Genomic DNA, 16,052 nt, shown 5'->3' with positions numbered 1-16,052 from the left:
AGTAGGCGTTGAGAGCCGATCAGGCAGCCAGCGCGATTTCCTGAACGCGCGACTTGGCGGCGTCGATGGCCTTTTCGGCAGCTTCCGGGCCGAAGGCGAGGCCTTCGACATAGATGGTTTCGACATCGGTGATGCCGAGGAAGCCGAGAACCGACTTCAGATACGGCACGGCGTGGTTCAAGGGGGCAGCCGGTCCCTGCGAGTAGACGCCGCCCGAGGTAAGCACCACGTAAACCTTCTTGCCGGTGAGCAGGCCGACCGGGCCGCTTTCCGTGTATTTGAACGTCAGGCCGGCACGGGCGACGTTGTCGATCCAGGTCTTCAGCGAAGAGTAGATGTTGAAGTTGATGAGGCCGGTGCTGATGACGATCGTGTCGGCAGCAAAGAGTTCATTGACGAGTTCGTCGGAGGTCTTGACGGCGGCGACTTCCTCGGCAGTGCGGGCCTCGGCCGGCTTGCGGATCGCGCCGGTGAAGAGGTCGTCGATATGCGGCAGCGGGCTGGCGGCAAGGTCGCGGCGAACGAGGACGCTGCCCGGATTCTGGTTCTTCAGCTTCTCGGCGAGTTCGACGGCGATCGGCGTCGAGAGCGATTCGGCACGCGGGCTGGACGTCAGAAGAAGGATGGACGACATGGTGCATTTCCTTTCGAATTGGATTTGTCGGCCCGTTTTGGGAGGTGAGCCGCAGTCTCGAAGCGGAAAATAGGTCTGGCTTGCTATCGAAAAAACGGTGATAATGTCGATCGAAACTATCGATGGAATGGATGGATATGCTTCCGAACCCGACGCTGGACCAATTGCAGGTGTTTTTGACCGTTGCCGAGACCGGCAGCTTCTCGGCTGCGTCGCGGGCGCTGAACCGAGCTCAGTCGGTCGTCAGCTATACGATCGCCAATCTGGAGGCGCAGCTTGAAGTGCCGCTTTTCGAGCGCTCCGGCGCCCGCCAGCCAAAGTTGACGGAGGCGGGCAGGGCGATGCTGGAGGATGCGCGCCGTATCCTCGGCGACCTGCAGGTCATGCGGGCGCGCGTCAAGAGCCTGAAGGAAGGGCTCGAAGCGGAGGTTTCCGTTGCCATTAGCGTCATGGTGCCGTCAAAGGCCGTGGTTGATGTGCTCCACGAATTCCGCGAGATGTTCCCATCGGTTTCGCTGAACCTCAACGTCGGCGAGCTCGGAATGGTCATGGATCTGGTCATGAGCGGCAAGGCGACGATCGGCATCGGTGGAGCAGTTCTGAAGCAGGACGATTCGGTCGTCACCGAACGGATCGGTCACTCCTTCATGATGCCTGTCGCCGCGCCTAACCACCCGCTTGCCGGGCTCGACCGGCCGCTGACGCTCGGCGACGTGCGCGATGAGGTGCAGCTCGTCGTCACCGATGCGTCGGGCCTGACGAAGGGGCGCGATTTCAACGTTTTGTCCTACAAAACATGGCGCGTCAGCGATATTTCGACGAAGCATCAGCTGATCAAGGCCGGCCTTGGCTGGGGCGGACTTCCGGCGTCGCTCATCCATGACGATCTCCTGAGCGGCGCGCTCATCCATCTCGATCTGGATGCCTACGAACAGGGGGAGTATCCGATCTATTCGATGCGCCGGCTCGCCAACCCGCCCGGACCTGCCGCCACCTGGATGATCGACGCGTTCCGCACCCGGCTTACCCATTGTCCGAGCCAGGCGGATTTTCACGCCCAGATCGCGGAGCTGCGCGAACCCGCAATCCCGCTCGCGGCAGAATGAGGAAGGCGCGCGTGCGCGTCCCTCGAAATTTTCTTCCGATTAGAGAACCAGCCTGAACTTCGAGAAGCCGTCGCCACCGTCGCCGGCATCCTCGATCTTGACGCTCTTGACCGCGGCGAGGAACTGCTTTGCCTTCGGGCCGCTCTCGAAGGTCACCGTCGTGCCTGGCAGCGGCTTGAAGGTCCAGTTCGCATCGGCCGACGGATTGATCGTGCCCTGGTCGTGGATATAGCGGACGATGACGTCGCGGTTGGTGTCCGGCGCCTGGAAGATCACCTTGTCCGCTGCGATCTCCGGGAAACTGCCGCCGCCGCCGGCGCGGTAATTGTTGGTAACGACAACGAATTTCTGGGCCGGATCGATCGGCTTGCCGTCGAAGGCGAGGTTCTGGATGCGGTTGGCATCCGGATTGATCGGCTTGCCGGAGGAATCATATTTCGGCGGTTGCGACAGGTCGATCTGGTAGGTCACGCCGTCGATGACGTCGAAATTGTAGGATGGGAAGTCACTGTTGAGCAGCGGCGCATCCTTCGAGCCGGCGTCGATGTGGTTGAACATGCCGGCCGACATTTCCAGCCAGTTCTTCACCTGGGCGCCGGTGATGGCGACAGCCTGCACCGTGTTCGGATAGAGATAGAGGTCGGCGACGTTCTTGATGGCGATATCGCCGGCCGGGACGTCGGTATAATAGTCGGCGCCGCCGCGGCCGCCGGCCTTGAAGGGGGCCGCCGCCGAAAGCACCGGCAGATCCTTGAACTTGGTATCGGCCAGCATCTGCTTGATGTACCAGGTCTGGGCCTGGGAGACGACCTGCACGGAAGGATCGTCGGCGACCAGCGCGAAGTAGGAATAGAGCGGCGCCGACGTCTTGCCGACCGGCGTGCGGACATAGGCGAGCGTTGCCTCATGCTCGGCCTTGGCGGCTTCGACCACATCCTTCTTGTCGGCGTAGTCGGCAACCACCTTCTTCTTGTCGTCGCGATGAAAGATCGCCCGTGCTTCCGAGGTGAAGTCGACGATCTTCCAGCCGTTGCCGTCCTTTTCGAGCAGCAGGTCGATGAGGCCGAGATGCGAGCCCCAGAAGCCGGCCATGACTGCGGGCTTGCCATGCAGCGTGCCCTTTACCGGATCGGCATTGGCAATGCCGTCCCAGCTCTTCGGGCCGGGGAAGACGAGATGCTGGTGGCCGGTGAAGATCGCATCGATCCCTTCGACGGCGGCAAGATGCAGCGAGGCGTTTTCCATCTTTTCGGAGGGCGCGGCACCGTCGATGCCGGAATGGGAGAGCGCGATGACGATATCGGCGCCGGCTTCCTTCATCGCCGGAACCCAGGCCTTGGCGGCCTCGACGATATCGCGCGTCTGCGCCTTGCCTTCGAGGTTCTTGATATCCCAGAGCATGATCTGCGGCGGCACGAAGCCGATGAAGCCGATCTTGACCGGGCTCTCCTTACCGGCGCCGTCCTTGATCTGTTTTTCCACGATGATGTAGGGCTTGAAGAAGAGATCGTCCTGCTTCGGATCCGAAGCGAGTTGGCCCTTGGTCAGGTTGGCGCAGACGAAGGGGAAGTTTGCGCCCGACAGCACCTTGAACATGAAGTCGAGGCCGTAATTGAACTCGTGATTGCCGAGCGTCCCGACCGTGTATCCGAGCGTGTTCATCGCCTTGATCACGGGATGGACGTCGCCGTCCTTCATGCCGTGCTGATAGGCCATGTAGTCGCCCATCGGATTGCCCTGCAGCACGTCGCCATTGTCGATGAGCAGCGAGTTGACGGCCTCGGCGCGGATATTGTCGATGATCGTCCCGGTGCGCGACAGGCCCATCGTGTCGTTCGGCTTGTCGGCGTAATAGTCATAAGGGAAGACGTTGACGTGAATGTCGGTCGTTTCCATCAGCCGCAGATGCGCCTGGTTGGCGCTGGCGCGGGCGCTGAAAGGGTGCAGCAGCACCAGGGCGGAAGTCGCGGCGAGACCGCCGAGCAGGGAACGGCGGCTCATGACGCCAGCATCGAAAATGGAAGACATCGAAACTCTCCTTGAAGGATCATGCATCGTCCGGCCCGTCAGAATTAGGACGATTTGGCGAGGAGTACACTGCTAAAATGACAGGACGGCAAAACAATCGCTAGCAAAGGCGATGTGGTTTTAAAATGCAATTTATGGTGCAGCCATCCGACGGAAATCGATCGGAGGCGGGATCATCGGCAGGATCGTCATCGCGCGCCGCTGCCATCGACGTCAAGTCTACAGTAGCTGCCGGAACGGTCTCCGCCGCTCCCTTCGGCGCAAAAGCGGGCAGCCTTACGATTTCAGCGTCAATGTCGCCAAATGAGGTGGGCGGTCGCCACTGGTCGCGGCTCTAAGCTGACGCACCGCCAGCACCGGCCGTATTTCCTTATGGAAAAAGCGGAAATAGGAGGAGACCTGTGCCCGGGCATTCGAATTCACATCGAACTGAACGCCGATACGGCCATTGTGCTTCCAGCGGATGATGCCTTCGAGCAGTCCGATATTTTCGGTTTCGATGCGCACCTTGCTGCCGGAAGCGGCATGGAGCGGCGTCTTCGTCTCCAGGGCGGCGCCGGTCACCGACAGGTTGAGAATGCGGACATCCACTTCGCTGTTCAGATATTTGACGCTGCCGAAGACGCGGCAGTTTTTCCGGTCGGCCTTGCGGGCCGTGATTTTCAAATTGTGGCTCATATGTTCTCCCTTAAATATAACAGGGAGCATAGCGCACGAAAATTGAAATGGTTTTAGGGGCTTGGCTAAAATTGCAGTGAAATCATTACCTGCCCGCGACCGTCCTGCGGCCCACCACATGTTCGCGCCAGATGGTGAAAATCCCGGCGGCAACGACGATGATCGAGCCGATGATCGTGTTGAGACTGAGCGTTTCGTCATAGATCGTCACACCGATGATCGAGGCGTAGACCAGGGACAGATAGGTCAGCGGCTGGACCGCGGCGGCATCAAGGAGATCGTAAGCGCGGATCAGGAAATAGTGGCTGGAAATGCTGGTCACGCAGACGAGCGCCATCCAGCCCCAGTCTCCCGGCGACATGGAGCTCCAGTAGAACGGGCCGATGATGCTCATCGTGATGCCGCCGATGACGCCGGTATAGAAGAAGCTGGTCATCGACGAGTCGTCGCGGCTGACGAGACGCGTGGCGATGACATAGAAGGCGAAGTTGAAGCAGGAAATAATGGCCAGAAGCAGCTTCACATCGAAAAACTCGCCTTCCGGCTTCAGAATTAGCAGCACCCCGAAAAGCCCGGCGCCAATTGCCATCCATCGTCGCCAGCCAACCCGCTCGCCGAGGATCGGCATCGACAGCAGCGCGATCAGGATCGGCGTCGCGGAAAAGATCGCTTGTGAGCGGGCAAGGCCGATCACGGCAAAACAGGTGATGGCCAAAACCACCTGAACGGCAAGCAGCACGCCGCGCACGACCTGAAGAAGCGGGCGTTTGGTGCGGGCCGTCGTCTTCAGGCCGCCACGCATCTTCGAAGCGAGGATGATGGTGAACAGCGCGAAGGCCCAGTAGCGGATCATCGTCACGAAGATCGGCGGGTAGGTGGACGCCAGATGTTTCGAGATGGCGTCCTGCAGAGAGAAGATGGTGATCGCCAGCAGAGCGAAAATATAACCGTGGGTCTTCGATGTCATGATATGCCGTTGTGCGGGAAACACCGAAAGTCTGGGCAGGCTTTCCGCCAATATGCAAGGGCTCAAAGCCCGACATTCGGCTTGTCGATGATCTCTCTGAGGGCAAAACTCGAATTAATCTTGACGACGTGGGGCAGGGCCGACAGCCAGTCGCGGTGGATCCGCTCGTAATCTTCGAGATCCCGCGCGGCGACCCTGAGAATATAGTCATATTCGCCCGACATCAGGTAACAGACGAGCACGTTGGGGCAGAGCTTCACCGCCGCCTCGAATTCCGCCAGCGTCTTGGCGAACTGGCCCGACAGCGAGATATGCACGATGGCAATCATCTTGTAGTCGAGCGCCTTGTGCGAAAGCCGCGCGTGATAACCGTCGATGACGCCGCTTCGCTCCAGAATGTCGAGCCGGCGCGAACAGGCCGAAGGCGAGAGGCCGATCCTTTCGGCAAGCTCGGCATTGGTGATGCGCGCATTGGCCTGCAATGCCCTGAGAATCGCAAGATCGATGGTATCGAGATCGGCCATTCGAAGAACCTTCGAAGAAAGAGGTAAAGAGCACAATAATCGCCGAAAAAACGCGTCTTCGCAAATCGTCTTTGCAAGGACATTTCGTTGCCTTGGTGGTTGGATTCATCGTCTGAGGAGATCCGCGACTGCGGAGATGACAGGAGAGGAACGCCAATGCGTGTCGGTTGCCCGAAGGAAATCAAGAATCATGAATATCGCGTCGGCCTGACGCCGGCTTCGGTGCGCGAATACGTCGCCCATGGCCATGAAGTCTGGGTGGAGACGAAGGCGGGCGCCGGCATCGGCGCCGATGACGCCGCCTATGCCGCGGCGGGCGCGAAGATCGCCGCCTCCGCCAAGGATATCTTCGAAAAATGCGATATGATCGTCAAGGTGAAGGAGCCGCAGCCCTCCGAATGGGCGCAGCTCCGCGACGGTCAGCTTCTCTATACCTATCTGCATCTGGCGCCCGATCCCGAGCAGACCAAGGGTCTGATCGCCTCCGGCGTCACCGCGATCGCCTATGAGACGGTGACCGACGAGCGCGGCGGCCTGCCGCTGCTGGCGCCGATGTCTGAGGTCGCCGGCCGCCTGTCGATCCAGGCGGGCGCGACAGCGCTGCAGAAAGCCAATGGCGGCCTCGGCGTCTTGCTCGGCGGCGTGCCCGGCGTGCTGCCGGCCAAGGTCGCGGTCATCGGCGGCGGCGTCGTCGGCCTGCATGCCGCCCGGATGGCCGCCGGCCTTGGCGCCGATGTCAGCATTCTCGACCGCTCGCTGCCGCGCTTGCGCCAGCTCGACGATATCTTTGCAGGCCGCATCCACACGCGTTATTCCAGCATCCAGGCGCTGGAAGAGGAGGTCTTCTCGGCCGATCTCATCATCGGCGCCGTGCTGATCCCCGGCGCCGCCGCGCCGAAACTCGTCACCCGCGAAATGCTGTCCGGCATGAAGAAGGGCTCCGTCGTCGTCGACGTCGCCATCGACCAGGGCGGCTGCTTCGAGACCTCGCATGCGACGACCCATTCCGACCCGACCTACGAGGTCGAAGGCGTGGTGCATTATTGCGTCGCCAACATGCCGGGCGCAGTGCCCGTCACCTCGGCGCACGCGCTGAACAATGCGACGCTCGTCCACGGCCTGGCGCTTGCCGATCGCGGCCTGCGCGCCATCGCCGAAGACAAGCACCTGAGGAACGGCCTCAATGTGCATAAGGGCCGCATCACCAACAGGCCGGTCGCCGAGGCGCTCGGCTACGAGGCCTTCGCGCCGGAAAGCGTGCTGAACGTAGCGTAAGCTGCCTGACTCCAGGTCAACTAAAGGCGCCGGTCTCAGAGGCCGGCGCTTTTACCTTGTCGATCCGGCACTGGAAGCAGTTGTTGCGCGCCGAGCGCACATGCACGTAGGCGATACTAGGTCGCGCCAGCAATGTCTCGGCATAGGCCGGAATATCGGCGATTTCGGTCACGGCCCCGGTGCCGTAGACGATACGGTCGTTCTCGCCATAGCCGCGGACGATGAAGTCGGGGCTGGCCGTCAGCACCGGCGGCAGTACCTCATCGGCGGCGTAGCGCCTGCAAGGCTGCTTGTGCAGGAAAATGGGCCCGGTCTCGGCATAGGGCTGCAGCGCCGGGAAGGGCCGGTAGGCGAAAACCAGAAACTCGTCGCCCTCTTCGATATCCTGCAGGCAATGGCGGCAAGGGTTGCCGTCACCGTCCGATATCATCGTCTCGGGCAGGTTGTCATAGGCGTCGCGGCCGCCGTTCCAGAGGGCTCTGGCATCGACGGTCGGCATGGCGGCAAAACGAATGGTGGTCATGGCAGATCTCCTTGTGATCGCCTTGAAAATTGCGCCCGAACGAGCGCGCAAGCCACCCGATTCTTGCGCGTTGCCAATTGTCGCCGGCTCATCAACGATTGATGGAGAATTTCCGCCTCTCCTCTCTCATTCCTGTGCTCGTCACAGGAATCCAGTGCGCCCAAGTCCCTGGGTGCGATAGACTTTTCCCGTTATGGTATTGCTTCATTCACGGCGCAGACGCGCCGTGGCTGGATTCCTGTGACAAGCACAGGAATGAGGGGCGGCGGGGTAGGCGCTTTCCCCGCATAGGGAACCAACCTCTCAGCCTTTCCGCGCCATCTCCAGCAGCTCCTTGTCGCTCAGCGGCCGGACAATGCCTGTACCGGTCGAGACCGGGGAGAAGCCGTACATCTGGTAGAGCTGCAGTGCGCGCGGGTGGTCGAGATTGTTCGTCGTGGTGGTGACCCGCTTCGGATTGAGCGACCAGATTGCGTAGAGCGCCTGCAGCAGGAACCATTTGCCGATGCCGAGGCCGAGCGCATGTTCGATCAGACCAAAATGGCTGAGCTCGATCGTATCCTCATCCTCACAGAAATATTCGTAGAAGCCGGCCGGCGCGCCGTTCACATAGAGGACGCTGATATTGTTGCGCTTGTCGTTCAGCGTCTGGGTCAGTTGCTCGTCGCTCATGCGCAGCCGGTCCACCCATTGCCAGCGCGCGCCGACCTGCCGGTAAAGGTAGCGGTAGAAGGGCAGCGGGATCGCAGGCGCGCGCATGATCGCCGTCTGGATATTGACCGGCACCGGCATACTCGCCTTCGGCGCGGCCGTCATTTCGAGCCGCGTGATGTGAGCTTTCAAAGAAGCGGGTGTCTTCCCCATGGCGATCAGGCTTTATCAGGTGTTGGCGGACCGGTGACGATGGGCGTATCGTCACGGCTGCCCCATTCGCTCCACGAGCCGTCATAAAGCCTGTTGTCGTGATGGCCGAGCGATTCCAGCGCCAGCGTGATGATCGCCGCGGTGATGCCCGAGCCGCAGGAGGTAACGACAGGCTTCGAAAGATCGATGCCGGCATCCTCGATCGTCTGGCGCAGTTCGGGCAGCGATTTGAACCGGCCCTGGTTGGCGAATGTGCCGGAGGGCAGGCTGCGGGCGCCGGGCATGTGGCCGGAGCGCATGCCGGCACGCGGCTCGGGCTCGGCGGCGGCAAAGCGGCCGGCGCTGCGGGCATCGGCGATCTGCATCGCGCCGCTCGAGACGATGTCGCGCATGCTGTCGAGCGTCACCACGCGGCTCGCGTCGAAATCGGGCGTGAAACGCGCCGGCGCATGGCTGGGCACGGTGGTTTCAAGCGGACGGCCTTCGGCCTTCCAGCCGTCGAGACCGCCGTCGAGCACGAAAACATTCCTTGCACCCATCACCCGGAACAGCCACCAGACGCGCGGCGAGGCGAACAGGCCGATGCCGTCATAGACGACGATGCGATCGCTCTCGCTGATGCCGAGCCGGCCGACTTCGGCGGCGAAATAATCGGGGGAGGGGATTGTGTGCGGCAGCGACGTCGAATGGTCGGCGATCTTGTCCTGGTCGAAGCGGATGGCGCCGGGAATATGGCCGGCCGCATATTCGGCATCGGCATCGCGTTTCTGCGCCGGCAGATAGAAGGAGGCGTCGAGTACACGCAGATCCGGTTTGCCGAGTTCGGCCTGCAGCCAATCGGCCGAGACGACGAAACGGCTCTTGCTGTCACTCATGATGCTCTCCCTTGATGCTCAGGCGTAGTCGCCGGGCGTGCCGAAACGGATGCGGAAGCGCCGGTTCTCCTTGCCCTTCTTTTCGATTTTGGCGATGTGAATCTGCCCGACTTCCTGTGTCTCGGAGACATGTGTGCCGCCGCAGGGCTGGCTGTCAATCGAGGAGTTCTCGCCGATGCAGACGAGGCTGACGCGCCCGAGCCCGATCGGCGGGCGCACGTTCTTTGATTTGACGATGTCGGGATTGGCGGCAAGTTCCTCGTCGGTGATCCATTGCAGGTAGACCGGATGGTTCTGACCGACCAGTTCCATCAGGCTGGCCGTGACCTCGTCCTTGTCGATCGTCTCGCTCATGTCGAAATCGACGCGGCTTTCCTCCTCGCCGACGGCAGCCCCGGTGATCGGATAGGAGCAGACGACGGACAGCAGATGGCAGGCCGTGTGCATGCGCATCAGTTTGTAGCGGCGTAGCCAGTCGACATGCAGCACCAGCGCCTCGCCGACCACGGGCCGCGGCTCGTTTTCAAGCGGCACGTGGATGACGATATCCTTGCTCGGACCGTGTTTCGTCTGGCCAAGCGCGATCTTGCTGCCGTCGGCGCGTTCCAGTTCTCCGGTGTCACCCGGCTGGCCGCCCGACGTCGCATAGAAGCAGGTCTGGTCGAGTTCAATGCCCCCATCCTCGTGCACGGCGGTGACGACCGCCTCGCATGTCGAGAGATAGAAGTCGTCACGATAAAGGGCATTGACGGGCATGGGGTCTCACGCGGGTTCGTAGGGAACGTTTATCTCGGGCGACTTGGCCATCCAGCCCGGAACGGGCAGTCCCTTCGACGTCAGGAAATCAGGGTTGAAGAGCTTCGACTGATAGCGGTTGCCGTAATCGCAGAGGATCGTCACCACCGTGTGGCCGGGTCCGAGATCCCGGGCGAGTTTGACCGCGCCGGCAATGTTGATCGCCGTCGAGCCGCCAAGGCACAAGCCCTCGTTTTCGACGAGATCGAAAAGATAGGGAAGCGCTTCGGCATCGGAGACCCGATAGGAAAAATCGGGGGTGAAGCCTTCGAGGTTGGCGGTAATGCGGCCCTGGCCGATACCCTCGGTGATCGAAGAACCCTCGGATTTCAGTGTGCCGTTCTGATAGAACTCGTAAAGAGCGGCGCCGTCTGGATCGGCGATGCCGATCTTGATATCCGCCTTGAAAGCCTTGAGGCCGGCTGCGACGCCGGCCAGCGTGCCGCCCGAGCCGACCGAGCAGATGAAGCCGTCGACCTTGCCGTCGGTATCGTTCCAGATTTCCCGGGCGGTCGTTTCGACATGCGCCTGGCGGTTGGCGACATTGTCGAACTGGTTCGCCCAGATCGCCCCGTTCGGCTCGGTCTTCGCCAGCTGCTCGGCGAGCCGGCCGGAAACCTTCACGTAGTTGTTGGGGTTTTTGTAGGGAACGGCGGGCACTTCGACGAGCTCGGCGCCGAGCAGTTTCAGCGCGTCCTTCTTTTCCTGGCTCTGCGTTTCCGGGATGACGATGACGGTGCGGTAGCCGAGCGCCTTGGCGACCAGCGTCAGGCCGATGCCGGTATTGCCGGCCGTGCCTTCGACGATGACGCCGCCGGGCCGAAGCAGCCCCTTCCGCTCAGCGTCGCGGATGATAAAGAGCGCGGCGCGATCCTTCACCGATTGGCCGGGGTTCAGGAACTCCGCCTTGCCGAGGATGGTGCAGCCGGTTGCCGCCGACGCGCCCTTGAGTTTGATCAGGGGCGTATTGCCGATGGCTTCGAGGACGGAAGGGTGGAAGGTCATGGAATCTGCCTCTATTCGAACTCTTACTTTAGGAACGGTCTTTTCCCTTCACAAGGCTGAGTTGGCAAGAAATGCTATTCCACGCCTCTGTCGGGCACGATAAAATTTGGCCTTCCTCCCCCGAAATGACGCATGGCCCGCAATCTGCCGCGCGCGGGGTGATCCGAAGATTGACTTTCCCCGTACGGATGACGACAAAGCGAAAACGGAGCGCGGCAACTAGGCGTGACCGAAACCGGCATGATTGACGAGCAGATCGACACGATCGATGCATTGATGGCGCATTATGTTGCCGGCTCCTTGCCCGAGCCGGCGCGTGTGCTGGTGCGGTCCCATCTCGAAATGAAGCCGGACAATCGCAGGCTGGTGGACAGCCTCGAGCTGCTCGCCGGGGAGGCGCTGGAAAGCGTGCCGGGAACCGCCATTGCCGATCGCGACCGGCGGCTTCAGGCAATCTTTTCCTCCGCTTCTCCCGTGCCGGCGCCACGGGCGGCCGCATGGCCGGAAAACGCGCTCTTTCCCCAGGCATTGCGTGATCTCGTCGGCTTCGAAGCCGAGAACGTACCCTGGCGGCGGCGGTTGCCGGGCTTCAAGGACTATTGCCTCGATATGGACGGCTGCGAGGTCAGCCTGATGTGGATCCGTCCAGGCCGCGCCCTGCCGGCTCACACCCACAAAGGCATGGAGCTGATCCTCATCCTCGACGGCGCCTTCAACGATGAACGCGGCCGTTTCGGCCCCGGCGACATCTCCATTGCCGACGAGACGGTCGACCACCGGCCGGTCGCCGAAAAAGACAGGCCCTGCATCGCCTTTGCCGTTTCGGACGGGCCGGTCAGGCTGACGGGATCCCTTCGCCAGATGATTGGCGACCTGATCGGCTGAAAGCAGCCACAATGGTGTGATAGAGCCATACATCCGGGAGGAACAGAAACTTCCGGAGCTGTTTTCGTGTTGGTCAGGCAGAGCCGGAGGAAGATGTCATGCGTGATTTCATCGCCCGTCCCGAACATGGAATCGTCTGGATCACCGGGGCGAGCTCCGGTATCGGCCGGGCGCTTGCGCTGAAGCTCGCGGCCGAAGGATACAAGGTCGCCGTTACTTCAAGACGTCACGAAAAGCTGGTCGAACTGCAGGCCGAGGCCCGCGGCCTTTCCGGCAGCATCGTCGTTCTCGACGGCGACGTGACCGATGCCGAGGACATGGAACACATCATGGCCTCCATCGAATATGAGCACGGCACGCTCGCTATGGCGATCCTCAATGCCGGCGTCTATCTGCCGGTTCATGCCGAGGATATGAACCGCGCCGATTTCGAGAAAAGCTTTGCCGTCAATCTTTCCGGCGTCGTCAACTGTCTGTTGCCGGCGATCGGCCATATGAAGACGAAGGGGCAGGGGCAGATCGCCATCGTCTCCGCCGTCACCGGCTATGGCGGCCTGCCGACGGGGGCGGCCTATGGAGCGACCAAGGCGGCGCTGATCAATATGGCCGAAAGCCTGAAATTCGATCTCGACAAGATCGGCATCCGCATCCAGCTCGTCAGCCCCGGTTTCGTCGATACGCCGGCAACGCGGAAGAACGCCTTTCCCACGCCGGCGCTGGTATCGGTCGAGGAGGCGGCCCGGGAGATTGCCGCCGGTCTGAAAACGCAGGCTTTCGAGATCACGTTCCCGAAGCGCTTCGCCACCATGCTGAAGCTGGCGCGCCTGCTGCCCTATGGCGCTTATTTCCCGCTGGTGAACCGCGTAACCGGCTGGCGGGAGCGGCCGCCATCGGCAGGTCACCATCCGGTGACGCCGCATCCAGCGGAATGATCAGCGGCGCGAGAACACCACCTGGCGCACATCGATATTGCGGGCGCGGAAGCCGGCCTCGCAATAGAACAGGTAGAATTCCCAGAGCCGTTTGAAACGCTCGTCGAAACCCATCGGGCGGATGCGTTCCCACACCGACCAGAAGCGCTCGCGCCATTCGGCAAGCGTGCGGGCATAGTCGAGCCCGAAGCCGAAATCCTTGTCCAGCGACAGATCGACCTTGCCGGCAAGGTCTGCCAGGTGATTGCGCGTCGGCAGCATGCCGCCGGGAAAGACATATTTCTGGATGAAGTCGGGATTGCTGCGATACTGGTCGAAGGATTCTGGCTGGATGGTGATGATCTGCAGGCCGGCCTTGCCACCCGGCTTCAGACATTGCCTGAGCTTGGAGAAATAGGACGGCCAATATTTCTCGCCGACCGCTTCGAACATTTCGATCGAGACGATCCGGTCATAAAGGCCGACCTCGTCGCGGTAGTCCTGGAAGCGGAATTCGACGCGGTCGCCGAGGCCGGCCTTGCGGATGCGCTCTTCGGCGAAGGCGAGCTGCTCGCGGCTGATCGTCAGCCCGGTCACCTTGCAATTCAGCTCGCCTGCCGCGAATTCGGCAAAACCGCCCCAGCCGCAGCCGATCTCCAGCACGTGATCTCCGGGCCCGATGCCGGTCGCCTCGGCGAGCGCGCGATATTTGGCATTCTGTGCCGATTGCAGGTCGTTGGCGCCGGTGGAGTAGAGTGCGGAGGAATAGGTCATGCTCGGATCGAGCCATTGCCTGTAGAAATCGTTGCCGAGATCGTAATGGGCGGAAATGTTGCGCTTCGAGCCTGTCCTGGTGTTGGTGTTCATCCAATGGCGGACGCGCTCGAGCAGGCGGCCAAGGCCGCCCTTGCCATGCGCATAGCTGAAGGCCGCCTCGCCGTTGACGAGAAAGAGTTCGAGGAAGGAGGCGATGTCGGGGCTGTCCCAGTCGCCGTCCATATAGGTTTCGGCAACCCCGATCGTGCCGCTCGTCAGCGCCCGGTAGGCAAGGTTCCAGTTGTGGAGGCTGAGAGCCGCTTTCGGCCCGGCCTTCTTGCCCTCGACCAGCAGCCGGCGGCCGTCGGGGAGGGTAACGGCGAGCGAACCGTGCTGCATGTGCAGAAGTCCGCGCAGAGCCAGCTTTGCCTTGAAGGGAAGACCCTTCACCATGCGGGACATGTTTTCGGCCGTCAGCGTCACCGCGTCACGAGCCAGCAGATTCCAGTCCTGCGCCTTGCTCATCTCTCCTCCTCCAGCATTTTCTTGCCGGTTAGGGACGACGAAGCATCCTATCATAAACACGCGGCCGCCCCCCGGCCATTGCACCGAAGGCTACCGCATAATTCCCGAAATCGGAACAGATTTAACCGGCGCGGTGCGGGGCGGACCTGCGCGTCGATGCGGGATCTTTCGTGGCGTTGTAGGCGGCGAGCGCCCGGTTGCGCGCGCTCGCATGGTCGACGATCGGTTTCGGATAGGTTTGGCCAAGGGTGATGCCCGCCTCGTCGAGCATGCTTTTCGGCGCTTCGAACGGCCGGTGGATGTATTTTGCCCCGAGCTTTCGAAGCTCCGGCACGTGAGCTCTGATATAATCGCCGTCAGGATCGAAGGTCTGGCCCTGCAGCATAGGATTGAAGATGCGGAAGAACGGCGAGGCGTCGGCTCCCGAGCCCGCCACCCACTGCCAGCTTGCCGCATTGTTGGCGGGATCGGCATCGACCAGCGTCTCGCGAAACCAGGCCTCGCCGCGGCGCCAGTCGACCATCAGGTCCTTGATGAGGAAGGAGGCGACGATCATGCGCACGCGATTGTGCATCCAGCCATGGCGCCAGAGCTGGCGCATGCCGGCATCGACGATCGGGTAGCCGGTCAGCCCCCGGCACCACGCCTTGAAATCACCGTCGTCGTTGCGCCATTCGAAGCCGTCGAAACGATCGTTCCAGTTCTGAGAGGCAAGCTTCGGGAAATGGAACAGCAGGTGATAGGAGAATTCGCGCCAGGCAATTTCCTTGCGGAAATGGACGATATCGGCTGCCGGCACGCGTTTCGACAGACCGCGTGTCGCATCCCAGATGCGGGCAGGGGAGATCTCGCCAAGCGCCAGATGCGGCGACAGCATCGATGTCGCCTGCTTGGCCGGAAAGTCACGGTTCTCCTTATAGCCGTTGAGCGCGTCCTCGACGAAGGTGCTGAGCCTCTCGCTCGCGCCCTGCTCGCCCGGCGTCCAGAGATCGCTGAAATCCTTCGCCCAGTCCGGCTTCGTCGGCAGCAGCGTCCAGCTCTCCAGCCGCTCCGATTTTGCAAGCTCCGATGCCAGCCGCAGTTTCGCGGGCGCAGTGAGCGGCGGCTCCGGTTCGCCCGCACTCTCCAACGCCCGCCAGAATGGCGTATAGACGCGATAGGGCGTGCCGTTGCCGGTCATCAGCCGCGAAGGGTCGTGCAGCAACTGGCCGCCGAAGCTTCTCACCTCGATCGCCTGCTTTTCCAATTCCTGCTCGATGCGGATGTCAATGGAAATCCCCGACGGATCGTAGCGGCGGTTCCAGAAGACGGATTCGGCACCACTCTCCCGGATCAAGGCGCAGAGCACTTCGAGCGCCTCGCCGCTCGCAAGCACCAGCCGTCCCTGCCGCCGGCGCAGCGACGTATCAAGTGCTTCCAGGGAATGGTGAAGCCACCAGGCCTGCGCGGCGCCCAATGGACCGGTGCCTGCCGCGGGCTCGCTGATATAGAGGGGAATGACCGGCCGCCCGGAGCGGTGGGCCGCGTTGAGAGCCTGGTTGTCGTCAAGGCGCAAATCCTTGCGAAACCAGAGAATGACAGGTTTTGCCGCGTCCTTCGTCAATGAAACCGTTTCCTGCGTGTGTTCCCTGCTACGGTCCTACGGAACGGCCGGATCAAAAGTTTCAGCCGGAAGAATGCTTTCATTGCTGTCGCATATGA

At 61.7% G+C, this 16,052-nt stretch carries 16 protein-coding genes; 4 read left to right on the top strand and 12 right to left on the bottom strand.

Annotated elements, in window-relative coordinates:
* Positions 1-19: 19 nt before the first annotated feature.
* Positions 20-634, bottom strand: a complete 615-nt coding sequence (locus QMO80_RS04010; RefSeq protein ID WP_283198983.1) for an FMN-dependent NADH-azoreductase — start codon at positions 632-634, stop codon at positions 20-22.
* A 137-nt stretch (positions 635-771) separates the two neighbouring features.
* On the opposite strand from QMO80_RS04010, the gene QMO80_RS04005 reads away from it, so the two are divergent.
* On the top strand, positions 772-1,740 hold the full coding sequence (locus QMO80_RS04005; protein ID WP_183853958.1) for a LysR family transcriptional regulator: 969 nt from the start codon (positions 772-774) through the stop codon (positions 1,738-1,740).
* Positions 1,741-1,779: 39 nt separating this feature from the next.
* On the opposite strand, the gene QMO80_RS04000 is transcribed toward QMO80_RS04005, so the two are convergent.
* From QMO80_RS04000 to QMO80_RS03985, 4 genes are all read right to left on the bottom strand, one after another.
* Positions 1,780-3,768: a bifunctional 2',3'-cyclic-nucleotide 2'-phosphodiesterase/3'-nucleotidase gene (locus QMO80_RS04000; RefSeq protein ID WP_283198982.1), complete on the bottom strand. Its 1,989-nt coding sequence runs from the start codon at positions 3,766-3,768 to the stop codon at positions 1,780-1,782.
* A 276-nt stretch (positions 3,769-4,044) separates the two neighbouring features.
* Positions 4,045-4,446 (bottom strand): PilZ domain-containing protein, encoded by a 402-nt coding sequence (locus QMO80_RS03995; protein WP_283198981.1) that lies wholly within the window; start codon positions 4,444-4,446, stop codon positions 4,045-4,047.
* Positions 4,447-4,531: 85 nt separating this feature from the next.
* A complete protein-coding gene (locus tag QMO80_RS03990; RefSeq protein ID WP_283198980.1) occupies positions 4,532-5,413 on the bottom strand; it encodes a DMT family transporter in 882 nt (293 codons plus the stop codon).
* Between the two features lie 62 nt (positions 5,414-5,475).
* Positions 5,476-5,937 (bottom strand): Lrp/AsnC family transcriptional regulator, encoded by a 462-nt coding sequence (locus QMO80_RS03985; RefSeq protein ID WP_283198979.1) that lies wholly within the window; start codon positions 5,935-5,937, stop codon positions 5,476-5,478.
* A gap of 156 nt (positions 5,938-6,093) precedes the next feature.
* Here QMO80_RS03985 and ald point away from each other — a divergent pair, with 156 nt between their 5' ends.
* Positions 6,094-7,212 (top strand): alanine dehydrogenase, encoded by a 1,119-nt coding sequence (gene ald, locus QMO80_RS03980; protein WP_283198978.1) that lies wholly within the window; start codon positions 6,094-6,096, stop codon positions 7,210-7,212.
* A 16-nt stretch (positions 7,213-7,228) separates the two neighbouring features.
* Here ald and QMO80_RS03975 read toward each other — a convergent pair whose 3' ends face one another.
* The 5 genes from QMO80_RS03975 to QMO80_RS03955 form a co-directional block, all read right to left on the bottom strand.
* A complete protein-coding gene (locus QMO80_RS03975; protein WP_283198977.1) occupies positions 7,229-7,735 on the bottom strand; it encodes a DUF1203 domain-containing protein in 507 nt (168 codons plus the stop codon).
* A gap of 303 nt (positions 7,736-8,038) precedes the next feature.
* On the bottom strand, positions 8,039-8,599 hold the full coding sequence (locus QMO80_RS03970) for a GNAT family N-acetyltransferase (protein WP_283198976.1): 561 nt from the start codon (positions 8,597-8,599) through the stop codon (positions 8,039-8,041).
* Positions 8,600-8,604: 5 nt separating this feature from the next.
* Complete coding sequence (sseA, locus tag QMO80_RS03965; protein ID WP_283198975.1) at positions 8,605-9,474, bottom strand: 3-mercaptopyruvate sulfurtransferase; 870 nt, start codon at positions 9,472-9,474, stop codon at positions 8,605-8,607.
* 18 nt (positions 9,475-9,492) lie between these two features.
* Complete coding sequence (locus tag QMO80_RS03960) at positions 9,493-10,230, bottom strand: alanyl-tRNA editing protein (RefSeq protein ID WP_283198974.1); 738 nt, start codon at positions 10,228-10,230, stop codon at positions 9,493-9,495.
* A 6-nt stretch (positions 10,231-10,236) separates the two neighbouring features.
* Positions 10,237-11,274 carry a cysteine synthase A gene (locus tag QMO80_RS03955; protein WP_283198973.1) on the bottom strand — a complete coding sequence of 346 codons (1,038 nt, stop codon included), beginning with the start codon at positions 11,272-11,274 and terminating at the stop codon, positions 10,237-10,239.
* Between the two features lie 225 nt (positions 11,275-11,499).
* Here QMO80_RS03955 and QMO80_RS03950 point away from each other — a divergent pair, with 225 nt between their 5' ends.
* Both QMO80_RS03950 and QMO80_RS03945 read left to right on the top strand, forming a co-directional pair.
* Positions 11,500-12,159 (top strand): ChrR family anti-sigma-E factor, encoded by a 660-nt coding sequence (locus QMO80_RS03950; RefSeq protein ID WP_283198972.1) that lies wholly within the window; start codon positions 11,500-11,502, stop codon positions 12,157-12,159.
* A 98-nt stretch (positions 12,160-12,257) separates the two neighbouring features.
* On the top strand, positions 12,258-13,091 hold the full coding sequence (locus tag QMO80_RS03945; protein WP_283198971.1) for an SDR family NAD(P)-dependent oxidoreductase: 834 nt from the start codon (positions 12,258-12,260) through the stop codon (positions 13,089-13,091).
* Here QMO80_RS03945 and QMO80_RS03940 read toward each other — a convergent pair whose 3' ends face one another.
* Positions 13,092-14,351 (bottom strand): cyclopropane-fatty-acyl-phospholipid synthase family protein, encoded by a 1,260-nt coding sequence (locus QMO80_RS03940; RefSeq protein ID WP_283198970.1) that lies wholly within the window; start codon positions 14,349-14,351, stop codon positions 13,092-13,094.
* Between the two features lie 121 nt (positions 14,352-14,472).
* Positions 14,473-15,954: a deoxyribodipyrimidine photo-lyase gene (locus QMO80_RS03935; RefSeq protein WP_283198969.1), complete on the bottom strand. Its 1,482-nt coding sequence runs from the start codon at positions 15,952-15,954 to the stop codon at positions 14,473-14,475.
* Positions 15,955-16,052 lie beyond the last annotated feature (98 nt).

The organism is Rhizobium sp. BT03 (genome assembly GCF_030053155.1).
Lineage (GTDB): Bacteria > Pseudomonadota > Alphaproteobacteria > Rhizobiales > Rhizobiaceae > Rhizobium.
Note: the sequence above shows the minus strand (reverse complement) of the source record. Positions and strands in the feature narration are given on the sequence as shown.